21 protein-coding genes are annotated in these 24,961 nt (G+C 72.5%); 3 read left to right on the plus strand and 18 right to left on the minus strand.

The features are described from left to right. Nucleotides 1-76: 76 nt before the first annotated feature. From P3T29_RS09125 to P3T29_RS09140, 4 genes are read right to left on the minus strand one after another with little or no spacing between them, the layout of a single operon-like run. Nucleotides 77-742, minus strand: coding sequence for a response regulator transcription factor (locus P3T29_RS09125; RefSeq protein ID WP_280715798.1), 666 nt, complete (start codon nt 740-742; stop codon nt 77-79). Beyond that, nucleotides 739-2,082 (minus strand): sensor histidine kinase, encoded by a 1,344-nt coding sequence (locus tag P3T29_RS09130; protein ID WP_280715926.1) that lies wholly within the window; start codon nt 2,080-2,082, stop codon nt 739-741. The genes P3T29_RS09125 and P3T29_RS09130 overlap by 4 nt, the downstream gene beginning before the upstream one ends. 43 nt (nt 2,083-2,125) lie before the next feature. Beyond that, nucleotides 2,126-3,289 (minus strand): acyltransferase, encoded by a 1,164-nt coding sequence (locus tag P3T29_RS09135; protein ID WP_280715799.1) that lies wholly within the window; start codon nt 3,287-3,289, stop codon nt 2,126-2,128. Further along, nucleotides 3,282-4,346 carry an alpha/beta hydrolase gene (locus tag P3T29_RS09140; protein WP_280715800.1) on the minus strand — a complete coding sequence of 355 codons (1,065 nt, stop codon included), beginning with the start codon at nt 4,344-4,346 and terminating at the stop codon, nt 3,282-3,284. The genes P3T29_RS09135 and P3T29_RS09140 overlap by 8 nt, the downstream gene beginning before the upstream one ends. Before the next feature lie 298 nt (nt 4,347-4,644). Here P3T29_RS09140 and P3T29_RS09145 point away from each other — a divergent pair, with 298 nt between their 5' ends. Beyond that, the gene (locus P3T29_RS09145; protein WP_280715801.1) at nt 4,645-5,070 is read left to right on the plus strand and encodes an MscL family protein; all 426 of its coding nucleotides are present in this window, start codon (nt 4,645-4,647) and stop codon (nt 5,068-5,070) included. A gap of 128 nt (nt 5,071-5,198) precedes the next feature. Here P3T29_RS09145 and P3T29_RS09150 read toward each other — a convergent pair whose 3' ends face one another. The 5 genes from P3T29_RS09150 to P3T29_RS09170 all read right to left on the minus strand — a co-directional run bounded on the left by P3T29_RS09150 (nt 5,199) and on the right by P3T29_RS09170 (nt 14,163). Continuing rightward, a complete protein-coding gene (locus P3T29_RS09150) occupies nt 5,199-6,317 on the minus strand; it encodes a hypothetical protein (protein WP_280715803.1) in 1,119 nt (372 codons plus the stop codon). 47 nt (nt 6,318-6,364) lie between these two features. Continuing rightward, a complete protein-coding gene (locus P3T29_RS09155) occupies nt 6,365-8,053 on the minus strand; it encodes a M48 family metallopeptidase (RefSeq protein ID WP_280715804.1) in 1,689 nt (562 codons plus the stop codon). A 359-nt stretch (nt 8,054-8,412) separates the two neighbouring features. Next, a complete protein-coding gene (locus P3T29_RS09160; protein WP_280715805.1) occupies nt 8,413-10,536 on the minus strand; it encodes a vanadium-dependent haloperoxidase in 2,124 nt (707 codons plus the stop codon). A gap of 263 nt (nt 10,537-10,799) precedes the next feature. Continuing rightward, entirely contained in the window at nt 10,800-11,270 is a 471-nt protein-coding gene (locus P3T29_RS09165) for a hypothetical protein (RefSeq protein WP_280715806.1), read from the minus strand. Between the two features lie 157 nt (nt 11,271-11,427). Then, entirely contained in the window at nt 11,428-14,163 is a 2,736-nt protein-coding gene (locus P3T29_RS09170) for a LuxR family transcriptional regulator (protein WP_280715807.1), read from the minus strand. Nucleotides 14,164-14,310: 147 nt separating this feature from the next. Between P3T29_RS09170 and P3T29_RS09175 the strand changes: the two genes are divergently transcribed. Next, complete coding sequence (locus P3T29_RS09175) at nt 14,311-14,673, plus strand: nuclear transport factor 2 family protein (RefSeq protein WP_280715808.1); 363 nt, start codon at nt 14,311-14,313, stop codon at nt 14,671-14,673. 60 nt (nt 14,674-14,733) lie between these two features. After that, nucleotides 14,734-16,551, plus strand: a complete 1,818-nt coding sequence (locus tag P3T29_RS09180; RefSeq protein WP_280715809.1) for a prolyl oligopeptidase family serine peptidase — start codon at nt 14,734-14,736, stop codon at nt 16,549-16,551. Between the two features lie 27 nt (nt 16,552-16,578). Here P3T29_RS09180 and P3T29_RS09185 read toward each other — a convergent pair whose 3' ends face one another. From P3T29_RS09185 to P3T29_RS09225, 9 genes are all read right to left on the minus strand, one after another. Beyond that, nucleotides 16,579-17,352, minus strand: a complete 774-nt coding sequence (locus P3T29_RS09185) for an SURF1 family protein (RefSeq protein WP_280715810.1) — start codon at nt 17,350-17,352, stop codon at nt 16,579-16,581. Nucleotides 17,353-17,426: 74 nt separating this feature from the next. Continuing rightward, nucleotides 17,427-18,770, minus strand: a complete 1,344-nt coding sequence (locus P3T29_RS09190; RefSeq protein ID WP_280715811.1) for a hypothetical protein — start codon at nt 18,768-18,770, stop codon at nt 17,427-17,429. Beyond that, nucleotides 18,763-19,284: a SigE family RNA polymerase sigma factor gene (locus P3T29_RS09195; RefSeq protein WP_280715812.1), complete on the minus strand. Its 522-nt coding sequence runs from the start codon at nt 19,282-19,284 to the stop codon at nt 18,763-18,765. Before P3T29_RS09195 ends, P3T29_RS09190 begins: the two co-directional genes overlap by 8 nt. A 402-nt stretch (nt 19,285-19,686) precedes the next feature. Then, nucleotides 19,687-20,820, minus strand: coding sequence for an aspartate-semialdehyde dehydrogenase (locus P3T29_RS09200; RefSeq protein WP_280715813.1), 1,134 nt, complete (start codon nt 20,818-20,820; stop codon nt 19,687-19,689). After that, complete coding sequence (locus tag P3T29_RS09205) at nt 20,817-22,097, minus strand: aspartate kinase (protein ID WP_280715814.1); 1,281 nt, start codon at nt 22,095-22,097, stop codon at nt 20,817-20,819. The genes P3T29_RS09200 and P3T29_RS09205 overlap by 4 nt, the downstream gene beginning before the upstream one ends. 325 nt (nt 22,098-22,422) lie before the next feature. Further along, nucleotides 22,423-23,127: a DUF5063 domain-containing protein gene (locus P3T29_RS09210; protein ID WP_280715815.1), complete on the minus strand. Its 705-nt coding sequence runs from the start codon at nt 23,125-23,127 to the stop codon at nt 22,423-22,425. Beyond that, on the minus strand, nt 23,120-23,719 hold the full coding sequence (gene recR / locus P3T29_RS09215; RefSeq protein WP_280715816.1) for a recombination mediator RecR: 600 nt from the start codon (nt 23,717-23,719) through the stop codon (nt 23,120-23,122). Before recR ends, P3T29_RS09210 begins: the two co-directional genes overlap by 8 nt. 231 nt (nt 23,720-23,950) lie before the next feature. Further along, entirely contained in the window at nt 23,951-24,280 is a 330-nt protein-coding gene (locus tag P3T29_RS09220; protein ID WP_280715817.1) for a YbaB/EbfC family nucleoid-associated protein, read from the minus strand. A gap of 115 nt (nt 24,281-24,395) precedes the next feature. Then, nucleotides 24,396-24,959 carry a GNAT family N-acetyltransferase gene (locus P3T29_RS09225; RefSeq protein ID WP_280715818.1) on the minus strand — a complete coding sequence of 188 codons (564 nt, stop codon included), beginning with the start codon at nt 24,957-24,959 and terminating at the stop codon, nt 24,396-24,398. Between the last annotated feature and the right edge of the window lie 2 nt (nt 24,960-24,961).

A 24,961-nucleotide genomic window follows, 5' to 3' on the forward strand; every position in this document is an offset into this window, starting at 1 on the left:
TATAGAATCCCGATCCATGTCAGGGTGGTTCGCCTGCTCCCCAGGGGGCCAGGGAGCAGGCGAACCACGCCTTCGATCAGTACGCGGCCGGGCGCACCAGTCCCGTCTCGTAGGCGAAGACTGCGGCCTGGGTCCGGTCACGCAGGCCCAACTTGACCAGGATGCGGCTCACATGGGTCTTCACGGTCTGCTCCGCCACCACCAGGCGCTCGGCGATCTCCGCGTTCGACAGGCCCTGCGCGATCAGGGACAGCACCTCGGTCTCGCGTTCCGTCAGGTCGCCGACGCGCTCCTTGAGCGGGGAGCGGGGAGCGACCGTCATCCGGGAGAACTCGGCGATCAGGCGCTTGGTGATGTTCGGGGCGAGCAGGGCCTCTCCGGCCGCCACCACCCTTACCGCCTGGGCGAGTTCGGCAGCAGATGCGTCCTTCAGCAGGAAGCCCGAGGCGCCCGCACGCAGCGCCTCGTAGACGTACTCGTCGAGGTCGAAGGTGGTCAGGACGAGGACCTTGACGGTGGCACCGGCCGGTGCGGTGATACGGCGGGTCGCCTCGATGCCGCCGAGTTCGGGCATCCGTATGTCCATCAGGACGACGTCGGGGGCGAGTTCGGCGACCTTGGCAACGGCGTCGAGGCCGTCCACGGCCTGGCCGACGACCTCGATGCCGGGTTCGGCGTTGAGCAGCACCGTGAACCCCTGCCGGATCATCATCTGGTCGTCGGCGATCAGAACGCGGATCATGCGGTGTCCTCAACAGGCTCGGCGGCGGGCTTCACAGGCAGTATCGCGGTCACTTCGTAACCGCCCTCGGGGGTTGCCCCGGCGGCGAGTTCGCCACCCAGCATGGCAGTCCGCTCGCGCATGCCGAGCAGGCCGTGCCCGGTGCCCGGCGACGCGGACGGGACGTCGCGCTCCGGCGCGGCGTTGGTGACCCGGACGGTGAGGCTGTGCGGGAGGTAGCCGATCTCGACCCGGACGGCCGCGCCCGGCGCGTGCCGCATCGCGTTGCTGAGCGCCTCCTGCACGATCCGGAACGCCGACAACCCGGTGCCCGGCGGCAGCGGTCGGGGCTCTCCGGTGGTCTCGGTGGTGACGGCCAGCCCGGCGGCCCGCACGGTGGCGAGCAGCTCGTCCAGCCGGTCGAGGGTCGGCTGCGGGGCGTGCTGCATGCCCTCGGACAGGTCGTCCTCGGAGCGCAGCACCCCGAGCACGACGCGCAGTTCGGTGAGCGCCTCGACCGCGCTGCGGCGGATGCCGGCCAGGTTCTCCTTCAGCTCGTCGGTCGGGTTCTCGACCAGGTGTACGGCGACCTGGGCCTGGATGGAGATCACCGACATGTGGTGGGCGACGACGTCGTGCAGCTCGCGGGCGATCCGGTTCCGCTCCTCCAGCAGGGTGCGCCGGCCGCGCTCCTCGGCGGTGAGCACCTCCTGCACGACCAGCTCGCTGCGGGCGATCCGGCGGCTGCGCAGCGCGGCGCCGAGTGCGGCCACGACCACGAAGACCGAGATCGCCAACGGCGCGTTCGACTGGTGTCCCCGATCGGCGAACAGCAGGCAGAATGTTCCTGCCAGGACGTTGATCCCCAGCGCCTGGGCCACGATCCGGGGGCGGACCCGGAGTGCCAGCAGGAACAGCACCAGGGCCTGCACGATGATCCCGGCGGCGGTCCACGGGAAGGGTGATCCATTGTCGAACGGGAGTCCGTGGAACCCGGGCAGCTCTCCGTCGCCACCGAGCCTGACCCACGGGGGGATCGGGTTCCCGGCGGAGTGCGCCTCCCCGGCCTGCGCGGCGACGAACATCACCATCGTCGTCGCCCACCAGGCGGGCACCGGACGGACCAGCGCGGCGACGAGCGCCGCCGACTGGATCACCGCGAGCCACTTGCCGAAGTTGCCGAGCCCGTAGCCGGTCTCGTACTGGTTCACGGCGGCGGCGAGCACCGCCACCGCCACCAGCACGACCAGGACGTGCGGCAGCCGGGCCAGTCGGCGCGACCGCAGGCGTGGCAGCGGGTCGTACTCCGCCGTCCACAGATCCTCGCGGATACCGTCCAGAGCTTCCCTGAACGCGTTCATGAAGGCGCCCCCGTCCCCGTCCACCGTCTTCACAAGATCAACCTTAGGCACTGGGCACCACCGTCATCCGGGCAGGACGCCCCTCGGCCACGATGCGGCTGCCCTTGCGCGGCCGCCCCTGTTCGTACGTATGGAAAGCGGTCCAGCAGATCAGCAGCGCCAGCGCGAACACCGGGAACCAGGCCAGCCTGGCGAGCACCCAGCCGGGGCTGTCGGGCACGGTGTGCAGGCCGGGCAGCGCGTGGCCGGCGAGCAGGCCGGTCGCGGTGACCGCCATCATCGCGGTCTGGTGCCAGAGGAAGATCGTCATGGCCGACAGGTTGACCAGCGCGACCGCCGCCCAGACGGCGGGCCGGGCGAGCACCCGGCGCAGCGGGCCGAGCAGCAGCAGGGCCAGCCCGCACTGGGCGAGGCCGAAGGTGACGGCGACCAGGGTCGGCGGGTTGAGGTTGGAGATCGCGGCGCCGGGCACCCCGACCATCGAGGCCGGGTAGCCGGCGAAGAGGACGAGCAGAGCGGTGGCCGTGGTGCCGCCGAGCAGCAGGGTCCACCCGGTCGTACGGCTCTGCAGCCGCCCCCGGGCCCAGGCCGCGCCCAGGCAGTACGGGACCAGCCAGCCGGCCGCCACGTTGACCCAGCCGAGCCAGGCCGGGCCGCCGAGACCGTACCGGACGACGTCGACCGACAGCACGACGGCGAACGGCCAGAGCGGGTGCAGCTTCGAGACCAGCGGGGTCGCCGCCGTCAGTCCGGCGAAGACCAGCAGGAACCAGAGCGGCGACAGGACCAGCTTGAGCAGCGTGTGGACGGTGTCCAGCCCCACCCCGGAGGCGAGCATCGCGACCGCCGCCACGCTCCACACCACCAGCAGGGCGGCGACCGGCCGGAACAGCCGGGCCATCCTGGCGCCGATCCACTGCCCGTACGTGGTACCCCGGGCCCGGGCGGACGCGTAACTGCTCGCCCCCACCTGCCCGCCCACCAGGAAGAAGACCGCGAGCGTCTCGAACAGCCAGGAGACCGGCGCCAGTCGGGGCATGTACTGGAGCGGACTGGCACCGTGCACCGTACCGCTGTCGGCGACCAGCGCGGTCACCGACCAGTGGCCGAGCACCACACCGAGGATGGCGAGGGCGCGCAGGGCGTCGACGGCACGGTCCCGGTCGGGCGGGGTGGCGTGGTCGATCCGCCGGATGAGTTCACGCATGGCGATCCTCCGAAGCCAGTGCCTGTGCGGTCTGCGGGGTCTGTGCGGTCTGCGGGGCCGGCTGGGCCTGCCCGGCGACGATCCGGGCGATGTTCTTCAGGGCCACGGAGCCGGGCTTCAGGTAGTCGCTGTGACCGCCGTCGCCCGCCGCGAAGATATGAGCGCCGAACTCCGGCGATACCGGATCAACTCCCAACCCGACTGTCACGAAGGGTAGTTGCAGCCGGACGTGCGGGACGTCGCCGATCCAGTCGCCGGCTCCCCGACCCGCCCAGACGGTGGCCCGGGTGTGCAGCGCCGCGACGTTGTCGGCGCCCGTACCGGGGCTGCCGTACAGGACGATGTCCGAGACGTCGAGGGCGGCGTCACCGGCGGCGGCCCGGGCGCAGACGACGGAACCGTAGGAGTGGCAGAGCAGCGAGATCCCGGCGGCCGGCTTGGCCGCGATCAACTCACCTACGAACTGCCGTAGTTCAGGTGCCGCGTCATCCGCCCGTCCAGTCGTCAGCACGTCCGGGCTGACCGTGCTCGGCGTCCGGTACCCGAGCCAGGCGACGACGACGGCCCGGTCGCCGAGTTCCTGCTGAAGCGCCGTCGCGCCGGCCCGGAAGCGTTCGTACGTGTCGAGATTGGTGTCCGAACCCGGCACCAGCACGGCGATCCGCTCGGCGCGGGACAGGTCGCCGAAGACCTCGGCGGTGCGTCCGCCGTCGCGCCCGTCGAAGGAGAGGAAGTGGCGCCCCTGGTCGGCCATCGCGCTCAGCGCGGTCGCCCGCACCCGGTCGCCGTGGTCCCCGGCCATCCGTTCCGCCGCCCTGATGCCCTCGCGGTTGACGGCGTAACGCTCGTCCAGAGCCGCCGACAAGGCGGCCGGGGTCGCGGCGGAGATCGTGCCGAGCGCCGCCGGGGCGGGCGCCGGGACGGCCGCCGGACGGGCCGCGCCCGACACCGGCACGACTACTGTGGCGGTGACGAGTGCGGCGAGCAGGGTGCGGCGCAGGCGGCTGCTGCCACCGCTCCTGTCACTGTCACTGCTGCTGCGCGGGCGGGACGCCATGGCGGGTGGTCCTTCCGTACCGGATGTCTCTCGTTCTTCCGGTACCGAAGTTATTGATCAGGCCCTGTGGTTGACGTCCCGCCAGGGAGTGCACCTGCCGCGTAGCTCCTGAGTACTACGGGTACGGGACAACGCGTCGGTCCGCCCAGACACTCGGCCCCCAGGTCGGCTCCCCGGTCGGTTCCCCCGCTCGGACCAGTCCCGCTTGCGGGCCGACGAGCGAGCGGTTGGTGTGGGAGCAGGACGCAGCGGGCGTCCCGGGTCCGAGGCGAGGAGCAGCCATGTCCGAGGAGCAGCCGTGCTGAAGGGCTTCAAGAACTTCATCATGCGCGGTGACGTCGTCATCGTGGCCGTCGGGCTGATCATCGCCTTGGCGTTCAGCACGCTGATCAAGGCGTTCACCGACAGCGTCATCAACCCGATCATCGCCCGCGCGCAGGGCGGCCACTCGGCCGGACTCGGCTGGCAGCTGGGCGATGCCGGGAACAGCGCCACCTACCTCGACATCGGCGCGTTCATCTCCGCCGTGATCTACTTCATCATTTTCATGATGGTGGTCTACTTCCTGATCGTCGTCCCGTACAAGGTCGTCCAGGCCCGCCGTGGCGTCACCGTCTTCGGCGATCCGGCCCCGGCCAAGACCTGCCCGGCCTGTCTCTCCGACGACCTCCCGATGGGCGCCTCCAAGTGCCGCTACTGCGGGACCGAGCAGCCCGCAGGCTGAGCCCGTCGGTGCCGGTGGGTCGGTGAGGGGTCGGTGAGGAGGCACCGGCCACTGGCTGAGCTGCTGAGCTGCTTCACCCGGACGGGCCCTGCCGGGAGATATCCGGCAGGGCCCGTCGGCAGTGGTCGTCAGCGCGGGGACAGTGCGCCGGAGTCGAGGGCGGCGAGGACGGCACCCGCCCGGTGCCCCACGTAGGCCCCGACCGGGTCGTGGAAGTGCAGCCACGGCATCGGGATGAACCGGCCCAGAACCCTGAACTGCTCGACCGCCTCCGCTCCGCGACCGCTCTTGGCCAGCACGAACGCCAACCATCCCCGGCTGCGCTGGACGCGGTGGTGGTTCGGGTCGGCGGCGGCGAGGTCGGCCTGTACGGCGGCCAGTGCGGCGGCCACGTCCGGGCGCTGGTACTCGGCCACCTCCGCGTTGTCCCGGGTGAACTGCTCGTAGAACGCCTGCAGCTTGTGCACCGAGAGCAGGCCCCCGGCGGGTGCGGTGGCGAGCGCGTGGTCGGCGAACCGGTGCATCAGCTCGTGGCTGCCGTGCCACTTGGCGCACCAGTACTGCAGCGCGCGGTCGTGGGCGCTCCAGTGGAACGGGTCACGGGCGGTCAGCTCGGCCCACAGCTCGGCGAAGCGCTCGTGGGACCAGCCGAGGCCCATCGCGATGGGTATCTGCGCCACGAACGGGTTCGGGTCGCCCGGACGGGCCAGCCGGACGGCTTCGTACGCGGCCTCCTCGGCCTGCCGCAGCACCCGGTGGAAGCCCTCGAACTGCTCGGTGCTGACGTCCGAGGCCCGGGCTCCGCTGCGGATCTTCCACGCCAGCCCGACCAGTGCGTCGATGTGCAGCAGCGCAGCCTCCGGGTTCTCCGGCTGCTCCGCGCGCCAGGCCCTCAGCCAGGTGTCGTCCTCGACCGCGAGCTCGTTGAACGGGCCCAGCCGCGACCAGCGCAGATCCCAGTCGGTGCCGCCGCCGGCCAGGTAGTGCGCGGCCGGTCGCCAGTCGCCGGCCCGCGCCGCCGCCAACGCCGCCGCCACCTCCTGGTCGTGCTCGCTGCCGGCCAGCACCAGCTCGGTCCGGGGGGCCAGGCCGTACAGCGTCGGGTCGATCGTGCGCGGGGCGGGGCCTGCGGGCTTGGCCGAGGCGGCCGCGCGGGCCTTGGCGGCCAGTCGTGACTTCCGGTAGGCGGAGACTGCGGCGAGGGCGATGAGGCCGGTGCCGCCACCGGCGGCGGAGAGGATGTCCATGGGGCTCTTATTTCTCGGGGGAGTGTGCAGGGAGATGTGGGGCGCGCTCAGGTGCGCCGAGGCGCTGCGGAGGCCGGCAGCGGCAGCAGCGCCGCCAGGGCACGCAGACCGGCCGGGTCGGAGCTGTCCGCGACCGCCGCGTCCAGTGCGGCCGGGAGCGCGTCGGCCACGCCGTCCGGCAGGCGCAGCGCCATCGGACGCGACCAGGAGAACTCCCAGTGCGCCAGGCCGGCCTCGATCAGCGACAGCAGGATGAGATCGGACAGCGCCCGGCGCAGTACCGGCCGGGCGAACTCCCGCGCGGCCCGGCCGGTGACCACCTGGGCCCGTGCGGTCTTCGGGAGCTGGTCGGCGAGTTCCCAGGCGTGGCCGAGGGTGAGCGCCTCCAGTACGCCCGCCAGGGTGCCGGGCAGCCCGAGCGAGCGAGCGGCCAGCCGGAGCTGCTCGGCGCGCTCGATGTACCGGGCGCTGCCGGTGCGGTTGGCCAGCTCCGGCCAGTCCAGCCGGGCCTTGGCGTCGGCCGCCGGATCCAGGGTGGCCTGCTCGACGGCGGCGAGGGTCTGCCCGGGCCGGGTCAGCAGCGCGAGCGCCGGGCCGGACCCGTCCGGCCCCCGGCCGTCGGGCGGCAGCGCCTCGATCGCGGCGACCCGGGCGGCGATCGGCGGGTGCGAGTCGTACGGGTCGTACGGGTCGGCCTCGTCGTACGGGAGCCGGTCGCGCAGGTCCGCGAGCTCCACCCGCCGCTCCGGGTCGGCGAGCAGCCGGGCGAAGCCGCCGTACACCTCGCCGGGGAACGGGAGCAGCCCCGCGTCCCACCCGAGCAGGGCGTAACACCCCAGGTAGACGTCGTAGGCCGAGTCGAGGACGGGGATGGCGCGCAGGGCACTGGCGGTGGCGTCCCGGCCCGCGATCCGCGCGGCGGCCCGGTCGGCGGCGTACTCCTGACGGCGGCTCACCGACTCGGAGACCCTGAAGTAGAGCTTGGCGTACGCGGTGAAGAGCCCGGCGAGGGCCTGGTCCAGGCCGCCTGTGGCCCGGCCGCCGGAGGGCTTGCGGCCCTTGGCGACCCGGGCGGCCGCAGTAGCCTTCAGTACGGCCGCCTGCTCGGCCTTGCGGCGGGCGGCGCGCCGGTTCAGGCCGTCGACGGTGTGCTGGACGGCTCGGCGGGTGGAGAAGTTGAGACCGGCCAGCCGGACGTCCTGGTTGCTGTAGTGGCCGATCTCGTGGGCCAGGACGGCGTCGAACTCGGCTTCGCTGAGGCCGAGCAGCAGCGGCACACCGACGTGCAGGGTGCGCCTGCCGGGGAGCAGGCCGAGCAGCCTGGTCCGCTCGCTTACAGCCGCGTTGACCACCGGGATCAGCCGGATCTCGGCGGGCTCCCGGGTGCCGGTCAGTTCGGTCAGTCGCCGCACCCTGGCCCACAGGGCGGGCTGCTGTTCGGGGGTGACGAGAAGTCCGGGCGGCCCGTCCCGGTCGGCCTTCGGACGGCGGGAGAGGAACACCACCCGCAGTACGGGGTAGCAGACGGCGGCGCTCAGCGCGTAGACCTTCAGCGCGCCGATTCCGAACGGCTGGCGGGAGCCCTCCGCCAGTACGACATCGAGGCCGACCACGGCCGCCAGGATGCCCAGTGCGAGCAGGTAGAAGCCGAGGAGCAGGGCGACGGCCAGCGCGGCCCGTACGGAACTGCTCAGCAAGCCGGGCCGGTGGCGGTCCGGCAGTGGGGTTGTGCTCATGACCGTTCTTCCTCACCGCACCCGGCCTCGGGACGGGATCTGTCGAACGCCGGTCAGAAACCGCTCCGGCGGAGCGTGATCGTAGCGAGCGACGCCGCGCGATGGAAGCCCGGGGGGGGAGTACCGGGGGGAGTACGGCAACCGGCGGGCTCCCCCGGTGGCGGACCCGAGACCCGCAGGTCAGCGGGTGTGCGTCGCTGCCCCCGGCCGGAGCATAGCCCGCACGGCCGGAGCCCGGGCACCCCGAGTGCCACCCGCGCCGGAGCAGCCGGGTGGCCGGGTGGCCGGTCGGCACGGACTGCCGAACGACCACCCGGCGCGGTGTGACCCGGAAGGCCCCGGGCGCAGTGGCGGTGTGGTCAGCGCAGGGTGACTGCGGCGGCCATCCACTGGTGGGTGGCGGTCCCGGTGGCGGCGTAGCCGCCGGTCGTCGACACCGACTGGTAGGCGGTGGCGAGTTGGTCGTCGGAGACGAACAGGGTGGGGCGGGCGGTGAAGCCCGGGGACCAGGTGGCCGTCTCGCCGCCCTGGATGCCGGCGACACCGAAGACGAGCTCATTGGGGGCCGAAGTCGTTGCGGTGGTACCGGAGTTGAACGGAGTTCCGGCAGCTCCGGTGGCGGCGGCACTCCGGTCGACGGCGCTGATTCCGCTGAACTCCTCTATCGAAGCGTGGTGTTCACCGGTGGTCGGGTAGCTGAGCTTGACCTGGTCCGTCGTGTTCAGCGGCTTGACCCCGACCGAGGCCAGTACGAGGGTGCGGTCTCCGGCGCCGTCGGGGGTGTTGCTGACCACGGTGTAGGAGTTGCCCTGGGTGTCGGTGGCGCCGACCGTGCCGGAGTGGGTGTTGGTGAGCATCACCGAGACGAGCAGCGTGTCACCGGCCCGGACCGCGCGGCCGACGGGCAGGGTCAGGCTCGACCCGCTCACCGCCGCCGCCGAGGCGGCAACCGATCCCTGGTAGCCGATGGTCGGCTTCAGCGCGTTCTGGTAAGCGAAGTCACCGACCGAGAACCCCGCCGCGAGCCCCTGCTCGGTGTCCCAGCGGTAGTGGACGCCCAGGTACAGCCGGCTGAAGCCGTCCTCGGTGGCGGCGGCGGTGAAGCTGGAGAAGTTGCGGGTGACCCCGGCCGCGTGCGAATCCTGGGTGGTGGCGGTGAAGCCGACGTTGTCGCCGAAGTAGTCGCGCATCACCCCGGCCCAGGCCCCGGCGAAGGTCGCGTGCCCCGAGACGTAGGACGGGAACGGAGGGGTGAAGTGGTCACCCTTGGAGTTCGTGGACAGCGGGTACCAGGTCGGGTCGGCGACCAGACCCGGGCTTTCGGCGGGATTGGCCAGCTGGATCGCGGTCACGGGCCGCCAGAGCTGGATGGCGGTGTCGTACTTGGCGTCCCAGGCGGTGATCGAGGCGTCCGCCATCGAGAGTCCGACCAGCGCGAACAGCCGCGCGTTGGCGAACTCGTCCAGGTTCTCCTTCTTGGACACGATCTGGGTGGTCTCGAAGAGCTGACCCGGCGGCTTGTAGGTGCCCGGGGTGATGACGGTGTCGTTCTGGTCGCAGATCGGGCTCTGGTCGTTGGCCCAGAAGAACGCGCTCTGGGTCTGGTCGGCCGAGCGGTCGGCCGGGCCGGCCAGCGCCGAGCCGACCCGCTCGACCTCCTGGACCTGGGCCGCGTACTCCGGACTGGCCAGCAGCGTCGCGTACGAGCTGTACCCGGCCGGCAGCGGTGGCCGGAACTGGGTCCCCGAGGTCAGCGTGAACGGCTTGAGCGTGCCCCAGGCGGGAGTTGCCGCGACCCAGCTGGTGTCGGTGGGCCGCCAGGCACCGTCCACCGTGCCGTTGGTGTAGGCGGGGTTGAAGGCCGGGGTGTCCCCGGACCTGGCCGCGATCATCGCCTGGGCCACCTGCTGCCCCACGCTCGCACCGTCGGCCTGCTGTTGGGCCGTCACAGTGCTCGGCAGATAACCGAGTTCGGTCTGCAGCTCCCGGCCGAACAGCGCCTGCTGCGCCGGGAAGGCGTTGACCAGCGTGTCGTGCGCCGCGTAGTCGATCGCGGCCTCGAGCGAGGCGCCCGCCGGTGCGGCCGTCCGGCCCAGGTAGAAGCCGTAGGCGGGATTACTGCCCCCCGCAACGGAGTTGGCCGCGTCCCAGATCGCGGCGTGCACCATCGCACCGGCCCGGGCCAGCGGTCCGGGCGCACCGTCCGCGTTGCACGCGTTCTGGTACGCCTGGAGCAGCACGTCGTTCCACTCCAGTACGTGGTCGTGCCCACCCACCGCCGACGCGCTCGCGGGCGAAGGCACGGCCAACGGCCCACCCAGCGCGATCACGGCGGCGACCGCTGCAGCTCCCCAGCGGCCGCCCGCTGCCCGGGCTCTGCGAGGCGCGGGCAGCAGGCCGGCCGAAGCTGTCGGGCGGGTTGGACCTGTCGAGCCGGTCTGGCCGGTCTGGCCGGTCTCGGCTGATGAAATCGTCGGACGCATCGGGCTCCTCAGTGTGGTCAGCGCCACCGGGAGCGGGTGTGGTGGCACCCCAACCCTCTGGAGCCCGAACTGGCCGCACTGTCAGGCCTGGTCCCCCCGATCACCGGCCGGTGGGCCTCCCTGCCCACCGGCTCCTGACCCGATCACGTACGCATCGCCGCAGGCAACCACCTCGGACGACCCCGGACGACCCCGGACGGACGCCCTGACCTCGGAGAAACCTCGGAGACCTCAGCGGAACGGCGGCCGGTCGGCCGGTCGGCTCACAGTACGACGATGTCGAAGGTCGCGGTGTTGTCCACCGGCGTCGGGGCGGCCGGCAGCTGTGCGTCGAGCCGACCGGTGAGGACGCCTGCGGGCATGCCCTGCGCGACCGAGATCGGGATGTCGGCGGTGTCGGTCTGCCCGGGGCGCAGGCCGGCCGGGAAGGTACAGGCGATGGTGTGCCCGAACGGGAACACCTGGCACGTGCTGGGGGAGAACGGCGGGGTGACGTCCACCCCCGGCGGCAGGCTGAGGGTGAGGGTGAAGGGGTCGGCGGTCTCCGAGTTCCCGTTGTTCAGCACCACGGCGTGCACCCGCGTGGTGCCGCCCGGGTGGACCGGGGCCGGGTTCTCCGCCGTCACCCGGAGGTCCGGTCCGCACGGGACCTCACCCGCCGCAGCCGGAGCCGCCACGAGCAGCACCGCCGCGCAACCTGCCAGAGCTGCCTTGTGGAACGACCAAGGGGTCATCTTCCTCACCTGTTCTCTGTCTCGTCCGTGCCTGGAGACGCGGCCGTACGGACCGCGCCAGGCCCATCCTGGACATCCGCCGAACGCCGCCGCGACGGGAACTGGCCCAGATGGGCGCTCCCACGGGCTTCGGACCGGGCCTGGTCCTGCCGGGCCGTCAGAGCAGCTGCGCCAGCTCTCCCCGGGCGGCCACGCCGAGCTTCGGGTACGCCTTGTAGAGGTGGTGGCCGATGGTCCGGGGGCTGAGGAAGAGCTGCGCCGCGATGTCGCGGTTGCTGAGGCCCCGGGCGGCGAGGCGGACGATCTGGAGTTCCTGCGGGGTGAGGGCGGCCAGCGGGCCGACGGTCGGACCGACGGTCGGACCGGCGGGGGCGGTCGCGCCGGTGGCGGTCAGTTCGGTGCGGGCGCGGTCGGCCCAGGGGCGGGCGCCGAGGGTCTCGAAGGTCTCCAGGGCGGCGCGGAGCAGCGGGCGCGCCTCGCTCCTGCGGCGTTCGCGGCGGAGCCACTCGCCGAACAGCAGGGCCGTACGGGCCTCCTCGAAGGGCCGGTTGGTCTGCCGGTGGAACCCGAGAGCGGACAGGTAGCAGGACTCGGCGAGTTCGTCCGGGCCGAGCAGCGCCTGGCAGCGCAGCAGCAGGGCCTGTGCCCAGGTGGTTCCGGCGGCGGCCACCCAGCGGGTGTAGCGGTCGAACGGCTCGGCCGCGCGCTCGGGCCGGCCCAGCCGGACGGCGGCCTCGACCAGGTCGGGGACGGCCCTGGTCGCCGAGACGTGGTGCCGGTACGGGCCGGTGGTCAGCGGGGCGAGCCGGTCGAGCGCGTCGGCCGCCCGTCCCAGGCCGAGATCGAGCAGCGCGAGCGACCACTGCACCCAGGGCTGTCCGGCCGCCGGGGCGGTGCCCGATCCGTCCAGCGCGGCAACGGCCAACTCGGCACAGGACTCGGCGTCTCCCGCGATCGCCGCCAAGTAGGCCAGCAGGCTCTGCAGTTGGCTGACCCACTGCCGCTGGCCGGTGTCCCGGGCGAGGGCCAGACCCTCGGTGGCGGTCACCTCGGCATCGCGGTGGCGGCCGTGGAACAGCTCGGCCTCGGCCAGGAAGAAGAGCAGGGTCGGCAGCGGCCCGACGGACCCGGTGGCACGGGCTTCACCGACGAGTTCGGTGGCGAGTTCGTGGGTCTCCTCGTCGCGCCCGAGGATCAGGGTCGCCCCGCAGACCTGGACCAGGTCACGCACCGGGGAGGCACCCGCCCGGCGGGCCTCGGCTGCGGTGTCGCGGACGGCGGGCAGTTCGGGGGCGGGCCGGCCGATCATCGGGAGCATGGCGGCGAGCAGGTAGCGGGCGGGCGGCGCGGCCGGATCCGTGTCGGACAGCGGCAGGGCCGCCAACTCGTCCAGCACTTCGCCGAGTTGCGTCTCACCCAGGTACCAGGCGGCATGCAACGCCTGAAGCAGCATCCGGGCGGCGTGCGGCGCGTCGACACCCGCGCGGGAGCCGTCCAGCAGCAGCTGGTACGCGGCCGGGTAGGCGCCGCGCCAGAAGTGGGCGGTGGCTCGGACGTGGTCGAGCAGCGCGACGGCGAGCGGTTCGTCGGTACGGGCCGACGCGCGTTCCGCCAGCTCGGCGGCCCGGTCCAACTCCCCTGCCTCGGTCGCCGATTCGGCCGCCAGGACCAACCTGCGGGTGGCCGCGTCCCGGTCCGGGGTGAGCCGGGCGGCCCGCTCGTACGCGGTGGCCGCGCCGTCGTGGCCGCCCAGCGCCCCGGCGTGGACGGCCACCCGCTCCAGGGCGTCGGCGAGGGCGGCGTCGGGGCCGGTGGCCGCGAGGGCCAGGTGCCAGGTACGGCGGTCGCCGTCGGCCAGGGTCTCGCCGAGCGCCCGGTGCACCGCCAACCGCTGGGACAGTGGCGCTCGTTGCAGGACGGCCGCGCGCAGCAGCGGGTGCCGGAAGACCACCCAGTGGTCGGCCGAGATCCGGACGGCACCCTGCTCCTCGGCGGCGGGCAGACTCTCCGGCGAGACCCCGAGCGCGGTCGCGGCCCGCAGGACGGCGGCGAGATCGCCGCTCTCCTCGGCGGCGGCGACCAGCAGCAGGGTCTGGGTGGCTGCGGGCAGCCGGCTCACCTGGCCGTGGAAGGCGATTTGGAGCCGGCTGGTGAGCGGCAACCCCCCGACGGCGCCGGGCTGTTCCTCCTGGGCCAGCGCCGCGGGCAGCTCGTGAAGCGCGAGCGGGTTGCCGTGCGCCTCGGCGAGCACCCGTCGCCGTACGGCCGACAGCCGGTGCTGCCCGGCCCGGGACCCAGCAGAGAGCAGCCCTGCGGAGAGCAGCTCGGCGGCGGCCGTCGGTGAGAGGCCGCCGAGTGACAGCTCGGCCAACCCCGGCGCCTCGAAGGCACCTTCGCCGTCCCGGGCGGCGAAGAGCAGCACCACGCCCTCGGCCTGCAACCGGCGGGCCGCGAGCAGCAGCGCCTCGACGGACGAGCGGTCGAGCCACTGCGCGTCGTCGACCAGGCACAACAGCGGCTGGTCGGCGGCCAGTTCGGCGAGCAACCCGAGGACGGCCAGGCCGGTCAGCAGCCGGTCGCCGGGCCCGTGCTCGGCGAGCCCGAACGCGCCCTCCAAGGCCCGGCGTTGCGGCCCGGGCAGGGCGGCGAGTCGGCCGAGGGCCGGCGCGAGCAGCAGACTGAGCCCCGCGAAGGGCAGTTCGGCCTCGCACTCCACGCCGGTCGCCCGGATCACCCCGAACGACTCCCCCGCCCGCGCGGCCGCGTACTCCAGCAGCGCGCTCTTGCCGATCCCCGGCTCGCCGCGCAGCACCAGTGCCCCGCTCCAGCCGTCCCTCGCCCCGTGGAGCAGACCGTCGATGACGGCCTGCTCGTCCACCCTCCCGTACAGCATGACCCGCACCCTACCCAGGCCGGTTCCCACACCAAGGCCGGTACCCCTCAAGGGGATTACCTATGGCTGACAGATTCGGCCCGCCCAGCTGCCGCGTAACTTCTTGACCTGCGGGAAGGGCCCGCAGGGAACGAGAAGGAGCAGACCATGAGCAACCTCCAGCAGCTGGCCGAGCGCTACATCGCCACCTGGAACGAGACCGACCAGCCGGCCCGCCGCAAGCTGATCGACGAGCTGTGGGCCGAGGACGGCCGCTACACCGACCCGCTGGTGGACATCACCGGCCGCGACGCGCTGGACGCGACCATCGGCGCCGTCCAGAGCCAGTTCCCCGGCCTGGTGTTCACCCTCGGGCCGGTCGACGCCCACCACCACCTCGCCCGCTTCACCTGGCTGCTCGGCCCGGCCGGGGGCGAGGAGCTGGTGATCGGCTTCGACGTGATGGCCGTGGACGGGGAGGGCCGGATCGCGTCCGTGCTCGGCTTCCTCGACAAGGTGCCGGGAGCCTGAGCGCCGACCGGAGAGCCGATCGGGGCATCGTCCGAGGCCCCGATCGGGTTGGATAGGGGCATGAACGAGGAGAAGAGCGCCGTACCGGCGTGGGAGCAGCGGTTCCGGGCGGCGCGGGTCTCACTGCCGGACTGGGCGGAGGACGCTCCCGGGCGCGCGCTGTACGTGTCGAACAGCACCGGCACGTACGAGCTGTACGCCTGGGACCGCGCGGCCGACCGGCACCGGCAGGTGACCGACCGGCCGAACGGCACGACGGACGGCGAGCTGAGCCCGGACGGCGAGTGGATCTGGTGGTTCGACGACACCGACGGTGACGAGGTCGGCGTCTGGCGCCGCCAGCCGTTCCACGGCGGCGCGGACACCGCTGCGGCACCGGGCGTTCCGGCCGCGTACTCGGCGGGCCTGGCCCTGGGCCGGGACGGCACGGTGGTGGTCGGCACCTCGACGGACGACGAGGGCACCACGCTGTATCTGCGCCGCCCGGGGGCGGCCGAGCCCGAGGTGGTCTACCACCACGAGGAGTACGGCGGCGTCGGCGACCTCAGCCACGACTCCGTGCTGCTCGCGATCGACCACACCGAGCACGGCGACGCGATGCACTCCGCGATCCGGGTGATCCGCACCTCGGACGGCTCGACCGTCGCGGAGCTGGACGAAGTGACGGACCGTCAGAACCCGCTGGGCGTGGCCTGCCTGGGCTTCGCACCCGCTGCGGGCGACACCCGGCTGCTGGTGGCCCACCAGCGGCGCGGCCGCTGGGAGCCGATGCTCTGGGACGTCGCGACCGGCACCGAGACCGAGCTGCGGATCCGGGACGACCAGGGGCGCGAGTTCCCCGGCGACCTCTCCGCACAGTGGCGTCCCGGAGCCCGGTCGCTGCTGATCGAGCACGAGTACGAGGCGCGCAGCGAACTCTTCTCGTACGACCTGGAGAAGGGCGAGCTGAGCCGCCTGGAGACCCCGCGCGGCACGGTGGCGGGCGCGACGGCCAGGCCGGACGGGACGGTCGAGTTCCTCTGGTCCTCCGCCGCCGAGCCGTCGGCCGTGCGATCGACCTCCGGCGCGGTGGTGCTGCGGGCGCCGGGGCCGGTGCCGCCGGGCTCGGTACCGGTGGAGGACGTCTGGGTGGAGGGGCCCGGCGGGCGGGTGCACGCGCTGGTCCAACGCCCGGACGGGGAGGGCCCGTTCCCGACCGTCTTCGAGATCCACGGCGGCCCGACCCACCACGACAGCGACTCCTTCGCGGCCGGCCCGGCCGCCTGGCTGGACCACGGCTTCGCGGTGGTCCGCGTCAACTACCGTGGCTCAACCGGCTACGGACAGGCCTGGACGGACGCGCTGCGCCTGCGGGTCGGCCTGATCGAGCTGGAGGACATCGCCGCCGTCCGGCAGTGGGCGGTGGACTCCGGGCTCGCCGACCCGGCGCAGCTGGTGCTCTCCGGCGGCTCCTGGGGCGGGTACCTGACCCTGCTCGGCCTCGGCGTGCAGCCCGCCGACTGGACCCTCGGCCTGGCCGCCGTTCCGGTCGCCGACTACCTGACCGCGTACGCCGACGAGATGGAAGCCCTCAAGTCGCTGGACCGGACCCTGTTCGGCGGCGCTCCGGAGGAGGTGCCGGACCGCTGGCGGGCTTCCTCGCCGCTGACGTACGTCGAGCAGGTGCGGGCACCGGTCTACATCAGCGCCGGGGTGAACGACCCGCGCTGCCCGATCCGGCAGATCGACAACTACGTCGAGCGGCTGGCGCAGCTCGGCAAGGTGCACGAGGTCTACCGCTACGACGCCGGGCACGGCTCGCTGGTGGTCGAGGAGCGGATCAAACAGCTCCGGCTGGAGATCGACTTCACGCTTCGACAACTGGGCCGGGGCCGGTAACAGGGCCGGGGCCGGTAGCAGGGGCTGTCAGAGGGCCGGGTCCAGGCCGAGGGCCCGGTCCTCCGCCGCCTCCGCCTCGCGGCGGACCAGGCGGAACCACATGAAGACCACGAAGCCCGCGAAGACGAACCACTCCAGCGTGTAGCCGAGGTTCTGGAAGGCCCGCAGGCTCAGCCCGTCACCGCCGTCCGGCTGCACGGTCGGCACGGCGGTGAGGCCGGCCGGTGCCGCGTCGGCGGCCACCCAGCCGTCGTACGTCCCGTACGGGAGCAGGTTGACCAGGGAGGCCGGGCTGATCGTGCCCAGTTGCCCGGCGGGCAGCCCACCGACGACGGCACCGTTGCTGCCGCTGCTCTCCGGCGCCTGCAGACGGCCGGTGACGGTCACCTCGCCGGTCGGCGCGGCGGGTGCCGGAGCGGCTCCGGGCGAACCGGCCGTCCAGCCCCGGACCACCGCGACCGCCATACCGCCGGCGGTGCGCAGCGGGGTGAGCACGTAGTAACCCTGCTTGCCGGCCACCGTGCGGTTCGGCACCAGCAGCTGGTGCGCGGGGTCGTAGCTGCCGGTGGCGGTCACGCTGCGGCCGACGGTGTCCGTGCCGACCGTCGGCCGGGCCTTCGTCAGCACCGCATCGAGCGGGACGGCCGTGGCGGGGGCCGAGCCGGACGTGCTGTGGTGGGTCGACGCCCTCGCCTCGAAGCGACCGAGCTGCCAGGAGCCGAGCCAGAGGCAGACCGCGATGGCCACCAGCGCGACGGCGGCGCCGCCCAGCCAGCGCGGAGTCAGGAGGAATCGGTACACACTCACCACCGTAACGACTCCCTACCTCGCCCCGACCGCAGGGGTCGCCCTGGGCCCGGTCCGAGTGGCCCGGGTCAGCCGCCTGTCGTGGGCGTCCCGGCAGGGGCGGCAGCCGGCAGCGCCTGGGGCGCGGCACGGTAGACCGTACCGGCGCACGCGCCGTTCACCACGGCGGTCGCGGCGGCCGGAGCGCCGGCTTGCGGGGTGTGGACGAGCGTGATGCTCGGGGTCGCGCCGGTCGGGGACGGTGAGACCGTCGGCCCGGTGGAGGGCGAGGGCGAGGCCGAGAGGTTCGGGACGGGGGTGCCGGTCCCCCCTGCGGCCCCCGGATCCGGCGTCGCCGTCCCCGGCCCGCCCAGGTCGGCCGCCCGTACCCCGCCCGCTCCCCCTCCCCCGGAGCCGCCCCCGGAGCCGGAGACCGGGCCGGGTGCCGGGCTGCTCCAGGGTGCACCGGTCCCCGTCGGGCCCGGGGCGGCCACCCGCAGGGCGTTGGACGAAGTCGGGCACGGCGCGTCCGGCACCCAACCGAACTGCACCTGGTACCCCGCCAGCGGTTGCAGCACCAGCGAACGCGGCACCGAGCCCGGGTCCGGCAACCCCCCGGCGGGGTCTCCGGTCTGGTGGTCGACGACCTTCACCCACCCCGGGTCCGTACCGCTGACGGCACTGATCCGCACCGTCCCCGCGCCCGTCAGCGAGCAGCTGCGGCCCGAGATGTTGAGCACGGTGAACCAGCCGTAGATCTTTCCGCTACCGTCCGCCGCCGCCAGGTACGAGCCGCCCTGCCCCAGGTCGGCCCGAGCGCAGGACGGCAAGGCCGCCGCACCGGTCGAACCGCCGGCCGGCAGCGCCTCCGGGCCGCCACCGAAAGCGGCGGAGGCGCTGCCGGCCGGGATGCCGCTGGTCGCGACCCCGATGCCGACACCGGCCGCACCGGAACCGGTTCCCGCCGGACCGGGTACGTGCGGCCGACCGCTCGACCGGGCGCCGCCGATGACGGCCGCGCCCGGTCCACCGGTGTCCGAGATGACCCGGCCGTCGGTGGGACTGTCGGACAGTCCGACCGGGCCGACACCGCGGATGGTCGGCACTGCGGCGACCGCGAGCAGCACGGCCGCCACCGAACCCGTCCAGACGTTGCGGTGCCTGGCCCGCCGACGCGGCACCGCCCGCTGGAGCCGTGGCAACGCCCCCGGATCGGGCTGCACCTGCGCGACCGCCCGGTGCAGCATCGCCCTGACCTCGCGCTCCGCCCGGACCTCGTACTCCATCGCGACCTCGCGCTCCGCCATGGCCTCGCGCTCCGCCACGATCTTGTGTTCCGCCATGACTTGGCGCGCGGCCGCGACTTCACGCTCCGTCGCGACTTCACGCGCCGTCACATTCGGGGTTTCGTCCGCGTGCCGGTCGTCAGTCATGGCTCTTCTCCATCCGGACCCGCAGCGCGGCGAGGCCCCGGGAGCCGTACGCCTTCACCGAGCCGAGCGAGATCCCCAGCACCTCCGCGACCTGAGCCTCCGTCATGTCCGCGTAGTAGCGCATCACCAGCACCTCCCGCTGACGGCGTTGCAACCCCCGGAGCGCGGCCTTCAACTCGTCGCGCTCCAGCGCATCGTAGGCGCCTTCTTCTGCACTGGCCATGTCAGGCATCGGCTTGGGCAGCAACCGCAGGCCCAGAATCCGCCGCCGCAACGTGGAGCGGGACAGGTTGACGACGGTCTGCCGCAGGTAGGCGAGGGTCTTCTCGGGTTCGCGTACCCGGCGCCGGGCCGCGTGCACCCGGATGAACGCCTCCTGGACGACGTCCTCGCAGGAGGAGAGATCGTCCAGCAGCAGGGCGGCCAGCCGCAACAGGGAACGGTAGTGGGCCTGGTAGGTCTCGGTGAGATGGTCGACGCTGGCTCCCGCCGCGTCCGCGGCGGCCGTGCCCATCCGGCTACCGACCGGAGGCGCTGCTCGCGGCGGCGGCGGTAGCGGCGGCAACAGCGGTGACCCCATGGGCAGTGGTCCGATCACTCGCACACTCATCGGCGCCGCTCTCAAGGGCGGTCCGCCTGCGGGCGGACCTGCTGACCGACCCACAGACCGACCTGCTGACCGACCTGCCGCCCGACTCACCCGCAGTGCGGCCGGCAGACCTTCGGGCAGTCCGACAGGCGGTGCCCCCACTAAGTTCGCCACACCTGTTGGACACTTGATCCCCTGTCATGGTTGCCCGGATCGGGCGCCGGTCTCCGGGTTCTGCCGTACAAGAAGAATCCCCCTCCAGGGGCCCGGAGGGGGATTCTGACACTACTTACGAGTAGCCGTCTGCCGTACCAGCCTTTTTTCACCTCATGCAGAGGGGTTCTCCACAGGGTTCTCCACATGGCGGTCCACGCGGTTCTCCACGCGGTTCTCCAGGTAGGGGGGACAGGTCAGCTCGGCCGCCACCAGTTCGGCGATCTGCGCGGTGTTCAGGGCGGCGCCCTTGCGCAGGTTGTCCCCGCAGAGGAAGAGGTCCAGCGCGGCCGGGTCGTCGAGCGAGCGGCGGACCCGTCCGACCCAGGTCGGGTCGGTGCCCACCACATCGTTCGGGGTCGGGAACTCGCCGGCCTCCGGGTTGTCGTACAGCACCACGCCCGGGGCCTCCCGCAGGATGTCCTGCGCGCGGGCCTGGGTGACCTCACGTTCGAAGACCGCGTGGACGGCCAGCGAGTGCGTGGTGATCACCGGGATGCGGACGCAGGTCGCGGAGACCCTGAGATCCGGCAGCCCGAGGATCTTGCGCGACTCGCCCCGGACCTTGAGTTCCTCGGAGGACCAGCCGTCCGGCTGGACCGAACCGGCCCACGGCACCGCGTTCAGTACCAGCGGCGCCGGGAACGGACCGTTCTCGGTGATCACGGCTCGCAGGTCGCCGGTCTGCTCGCCAACGCCCGTGCCCGCGACCTGCTTGATCTGGTCGCGCAGCGTGTCGACGCCGGCCTGCCCGGCGCCCGAGGCGGCCTGGTACGAGGCCACCACCAGCTCCTTGAGCCCGAACTCCGAGTGCAGGGCGGCGAGCCCGCTCATCATGGTCAGCGTGGTGCAGTTCGGGTTGGCGATGATCCCGCGCGGCCGGATCCGGGCCGCCGGGGCGTTCACCTCGGGAACGACCAGCGGTACGTCCTCGTCCATCCGGAACGCGCCCGAGTTGTCGACCACCACGACGCCCTTGGCGGCGGCGATCGGCGCCCACTGGGCCGAGACCTCGTCCGGGACGTCGAACATGGCGACGTCGATGCCGTCGAACGCCTCCTCGGAGAGCGCGACCACCTCGACCTGCTCACCGCGTACGGCCAGCATCCGGCCCGCCGAACGGGCGGAGGCGATCAGGCGGATCTCCCCCCAGACGTTCCGGCGGGACGAGAGGAGGCCGAGCAGCACGGTGCCGACAGCGCCGGTGGCGCCGACGACCGCGAGGTTCGGCCTCCTCTCGGAGGTCACCGTCCGGTCCCGCCGTAGACGACCGCCTCGTCCGTGTCGCTGTCCAGACCGAACGCGCTGTGCACCGCGCGGACGGCCTCGTTGACGTCGTCGCCCCGGGTGACCACCGAGATCCGGATCTCGGAGGTCGAGATCAGCTCGATGTTCACCCCGGCCTCGGAGAGCGCCTCGAAGAAGGTCGCGGTGACGCCCGGGTTGGAGCGCATACCCGCGCCGACCAGCGAGATCTTGCCGATCGCGTCGTCGTAGCGGAGCGACTCGAAGCCGATCCCCTGCTTGACCCGGCCCAGCGCGTCGATGGCCTTCTGGCCCTCGGTCTTCGGGCAGGTGAACGAGATGTCGGTGAGGCCGGTGGACGCGGCGGAGACGTTCTGCACCACCATGTCGATGTTGACCTCGGCATCCGCGATGGCGCGGAAGATACGGGCCGCCTCGCCCGGCTTGTCCGGCACCCCGACGACCGTGACCTTGGCCTCGGACGTGTCGTGGGCGACTCCGGAGATGATCGCCTGCTCCATCTCGCCACCTTCGGGCTTGTTCGGGTTGGTGCTACTGACAATGGTCCCCGGAAGTCCGGAGAAGGACGAGCGTACGTGAATCGGGATGTTGTAGCGCCGGGCGTACTCGACACAGCGGTCCAGCAGCACCTTCGAGCCGGAGGACGCCAGCTCGAGCATGTCCTCGAAGCCGATCCAGTCGATCTTGCGAGCCTTCTTCACCACGCGCGGGTCGGCGGTGAACACCCCGTCCACGTCGGTGTAGATCTCGCAGACCTCGGCCCCCAGCGCGGCGGCGAGCGCCACGGCCGTGGTGTCGGAGCCGCCACGGCCGAGCGTGGTGATGTCCTTGCTCACCTGCGAGACGCCCTGGAAACCGGCCACGATCGCGATGTTGCCCTCGTCCAGGGCGTTCCGGATCCGGCCCGGCGTCACGTCGATGATGCGCGCCTTGTTGTGGACGGAGTCGGTGATCACTCCGGCCTGGCTGCCGGTGAACGACTGCGCCTCGTGACCCAGGGATCTGATCGCCATGGCCAACAGCGCCATGGAGATCCGCTCTCCAGCGGTCAGCAGCATGTCGAACTCACGGCCGGCAGGGATGGGTGACACCTGCTCCGCGAGTTCGATGAGCTCGTCCGTCGTGTCGCCCATCGCGGACACCACGACGACGACCTCATGGCCGGCCTTCTTGGTGTCGACAATTCGGCGGGCTACGCGCTTGATGCCCTCGGCATCCGCAACGGATGAGCCGCCGTACTTCTGCACGACAAGGCCCACGTGCGCTCCTCGACTTGTGTCGTTGTCGGGGGACGGTGGCCCCCCGAACCCCCAGGGAGAGGGGGCTCTACGGTCGGCGCCAGTCTAACGAGCGGGACAACCCCCACAGCCGTGTTCCAGATGGCGAGACGGTGGTCTCGCCTGGCGGGCAGACGTGTGGACGGCCCGACGGGCAGGTATGCGGAGGACCCCGCACCTACCCGAAGATTTGCCCGGGGAGTGGCCGCTGGGCCCCGGATTTCACTGGGCTTTCGCAGCCGGTGAATTTTTTGAATTGTTCGTCACACCACGGGCGTGGGCGGGCCGGAGGCGGTGGAGGCCGGGCTCAGAGCCCGAGTTCGGCCGCCATCAGATCGCCGGCCTGCTGCTCCAGCTGCTCGTCCGTCAGCCCGTCGTCGTCGGTGTCGGCACCGTCCGCCGCCGCGCCGATCGGGCTGTCCAACCGGACGTGCGCGATCAGCGACTGCAGCGCGCGGAGCACCGCCGTACAGGTCGAACCCCAGTTGGAGAGGTACGAGAACTGCCACCACCACATCGCCTCACTGACCCGGCCCTCCCGGTAGTGGGTCAGCCCGTGCCGCAGCTCGCTGACCACCCCGGCCAGGTCGTCCGAGATCCGGAACGCGTTGGGCTTCTCGGGCGGGCCGTACGGGTCGAAGACCTCGTGGTAGACGTCGATCGGCGCGAGCAGCTCGGCGAGGCGCTCGCGCAGGTCGACACCGTCCGGCTCCGGACCGGCGTCGGGCTCGAAGCGGTCCTCCGGGAGAACGTCCTCGACGGCGCCCAGCCGGCCGCCCGCCAGCAGCAGCTGCGAGACCTCCAGCAGGAGCAGCGAGACCGCACTGCCCGGCTCGTCGCCCTTGGCGACCTCCGTCACGGCGAGCACGAAGCTCTCGACCGAATCCGCGATCTGGACCGCGAAGTCGTCGGGCTCGTGCCGGTGCGTGCTGCCCTGGCTCGCGCCACTGTCAGTGGTGCTGCTCTGGTGCGTGCTGCTCTGGTGCGTGCTGCTTTGCGTACGGTCAGACATCGAGCAGTCGTCTCCCTTCGAAGGCCCGGCCGAGGGTGACCTCGTCGGCATACTCCAAGTCCCCGCCGACGGGCAGTCCGCTCGCCAGTCGGGTCACCTTCAGACCCATCGGCTTACAGAGCCGGGCCAGGTAGGTGGCGGTCGCCTCCCCCTCCAGATTGGGGTCAGTAGCCAGGATCAGCTCGGTGACCGTGCCGTCGGCGAGTCGCGCGAGCAGCTCCCGGATCCGCAGGTCGTCCGGTCCGACGCCCTCGATCGGGCTGATCGCGCCGCCCAGCACGTGGTACCGGCCCCGGAACTCGCGGGTGCGTTCGACCGCCACCACGTCCTTGGGCTCCTCGACCACGCAGATCACCGCGAGGTCGCGCCGCTGATCGAGGCACACCCTGCAGCGCTCGGCCTCCGCGACGTTGCCGCAGACCACACAGAACCGGACCTTGTCCTTGACCTCCAGCAGCGTGTGCGCCAGCCGGCGAACGTCCACCGGGTCGGCCTGCAGGACGTGGAAGGCGATCCGCTGCGCGCTCTTGGGCCCGACGCCGGGCAGCCTGCCCAGTTCGTCGATCAGGTCCTGAACCACGCCCTCGTACACTTCGCGCCTTCCGTCGGCTTCTCTACTGCTCGGTGCTGCTCGATGTTGCTCGATGCCGTTTCGTACTGCTGGGGAGCTGCTGGGAGCCCCGGTGCCATCATCCAACGAACCGGGCGTCGGACACACCGTCCGACGCCCGACCCGCGCAGAAATCACACATCACCGACCGGCCGAGAACGCCCGGCTCGGCCGGTCGGGCTACTCGGACCGATCGAGCCGGGACCGGTCGGGCTAGAAGGGGAGCGCTCCGCCCAGGCCCTGGGTCAGCGGCCCCATCCGCTCGGTCTGCATCTTCTGGGCCGCCGCGCTGGCGTCCCGGACGGCCGCCAGGACGAGGTCGGCGAGGGTCTCGGTGTCGTCCGGGTCGACGGCGGCGGGCGCGATGGTCAGCGCCACCAGCTCACCGGCACCGGTGACGGTCGCCTCGACCAGACCGCCGCCGGCCGTACCGCTCACCTTCGTCTCGGCCAGCTCCCGCTGCGCCTTGCCGAGCTCCTCCTGCATCTTCTGCGCCTGCTTGAGCAGCTGCTGCATATTGGGCTGGCCACCACCAGGGAACACGGGTCACTCCTGCCTGTGCACGGAAAGATCAACATCTGACTCACCAAGCCGTCGGCCGCCGCGCGGAACCCCGCTGGACGTGCCTCCGACGTCACACCGAGCCTACGCGCCGGGTTCAGAGCCCGAGCGCCATCTCGACTTCCAGGGTGCTGGGATCGAGCAGGTACGGGCGGGTCACGCCGGTCCGGACGAATCCGCGCCGCTCGTAGAAGGCCGCCGCGCGGGCGTTCGTCTCGTGTACCTCGAGGAGGATCCGCACCGCCCCGACCTCGGTCCTGGCCCAGTCGATCACCTCGTTCAGCAGCCGATCGGCGACTCCGTCGCCGTAGCCTCCCTCGGCCCCGGCCCCGGCCCCGCTCCCGGCCCTGCCACGGCCCCGGTGCTCGGGGTGGAGCCAGACGCCGACCAGCACCGCCGTACCCGGCTCCGTCGCCAGCCCGCCCATGACCCCGATCCAGTCACCGTCCGGAGCCACCGCGACCACCCCGAGCTGACCAGGTCCGGCCATCCGCCCCACCCTGAAGCGCCACTCGACCTCGGGATGGGCCAGCGCCTCCTGGTAGGTCTCCAGGTAGGCGACCGGGCTGTCCTGCAGCATCTGCAGGCGCAGCTCCCGGTAGCGCTCCCAGCCCGCGCGCCGCACCCGCTCGATCCGGTAGCTCGCGGCCGACCTCGTCACCA

This window comes from Kitasatospora sp. MAP5-34, assembly GCF_029894335.1.
Taxonomy (GTDB): Bacteria; Actinomycetota; Actinomycetes; order Streptomycetales; family Streptomycetaceae; genus Kitasatospora.

Excerpts from the sequence above, each read along its gene's own strand:
- P3T29_RS09125 (WP_280715798.1), bottom strand. The coding sequence starts at position 742 with ATGATCCGCGTTCTGATCGCCGACGACCAGATGATGATCCGGCAGGGG.
- P3T29_RS09130 (WP_280715926.1), bottom strand. The coding sequence starts at position 2,082 with ATGAACGCGTTCAGGGAAGCTCTGGACGGTATCCGCGAGGATCTGTGG.
- P3T29_RS09135 (WP_280715799.1), bottom strand. The coding sequence starts at position 3,289 with ATGCGTGAACTCATCCGGCGGATCGACCACGCCACCCCGCCCGACCGG.
- P3T29_RS09140 (WP_280715800.1), bottom strand. The coding sequence starts at position 4,346 with ATGGCGTCCCGCCCGCGCAGCAGCAGTGACAGTGACAGGAGCGGTGGC.
- P3T29_RS09150 (WP_280715803.1), bottom strand. The coding sequence starts at position 6,317 with ATGGACATCCTCTCCGCCGCCGGTGGCGGCACCGGCCTCATCGCCCTC.
- P3T29_RS09155 (WP_280715804.1), bottom strand. The coding sequence starts at position 8,053 with ATGAGCACAACCCCACTGCCGGACCGCCACCGGCCCGGCTTGCTGAGC.
- P3T29_RS09160 (WP_280715805.1), bottom strand. The coding sequence starts at position 10,536 with ATGCGTCCGACGATTTCATCAGCCGAGACCGGCCAGACCGGCCAGACC.
- P3T29_RS09165 (WP_280715806.1), bottom strand. The coding sequence starts at position 11,270 with ATGACCCCTTGGTCGTTCCACAAGGCAGCTCTGGCAGGTTGCGCGGCG.
- P3T29_RS09170 (WP_280715807.1), bottom strand. The coding sequence starts at position 14,163 with ATGCTGTACGGGAGGGTGGACGAGCAGGCCGTCATCGACGGTCTGCTC.
- P3T29_RS09175 (WP_280715808.1), top strand. The coding sequence starts at position 14,311 with ATGAGCAACCTCCAGCAGCTGGCCGAGCGCTACATCGCCACCTGGAAC.
- P3T29_RS09180 (WP_280715809.1), top strand. The coding sequence starts at position 14,734 with ATGAACGAGGAGAAGAGCGCCGTACCGGCGTGGGAGCAGCGGTTCCGG.
- P3T29_RS09190 (WP_280715811.1), bottom strand. The coding sequence starts at position 18,770 with ATGACTGACGACCGGCACGCGGACGAAACCCCGAATGTGACGGCGCGT.
- P3T29_RS09195 (WP_280715812.1), bottom strand. The coding sequence starts at position 19,284 with ATGGGCACGGCCGCCGCGGACGCGGCGGGAGCCAGCGTCGACCATCTC.
- P3T29_RS09210 (WP_280715815.1), bottom strand. The coding sequence starts at position 23,127 with ATGTCTGACCGTACGCAAAGCAGCACGCACCAGAGCAGCACGCACCAG.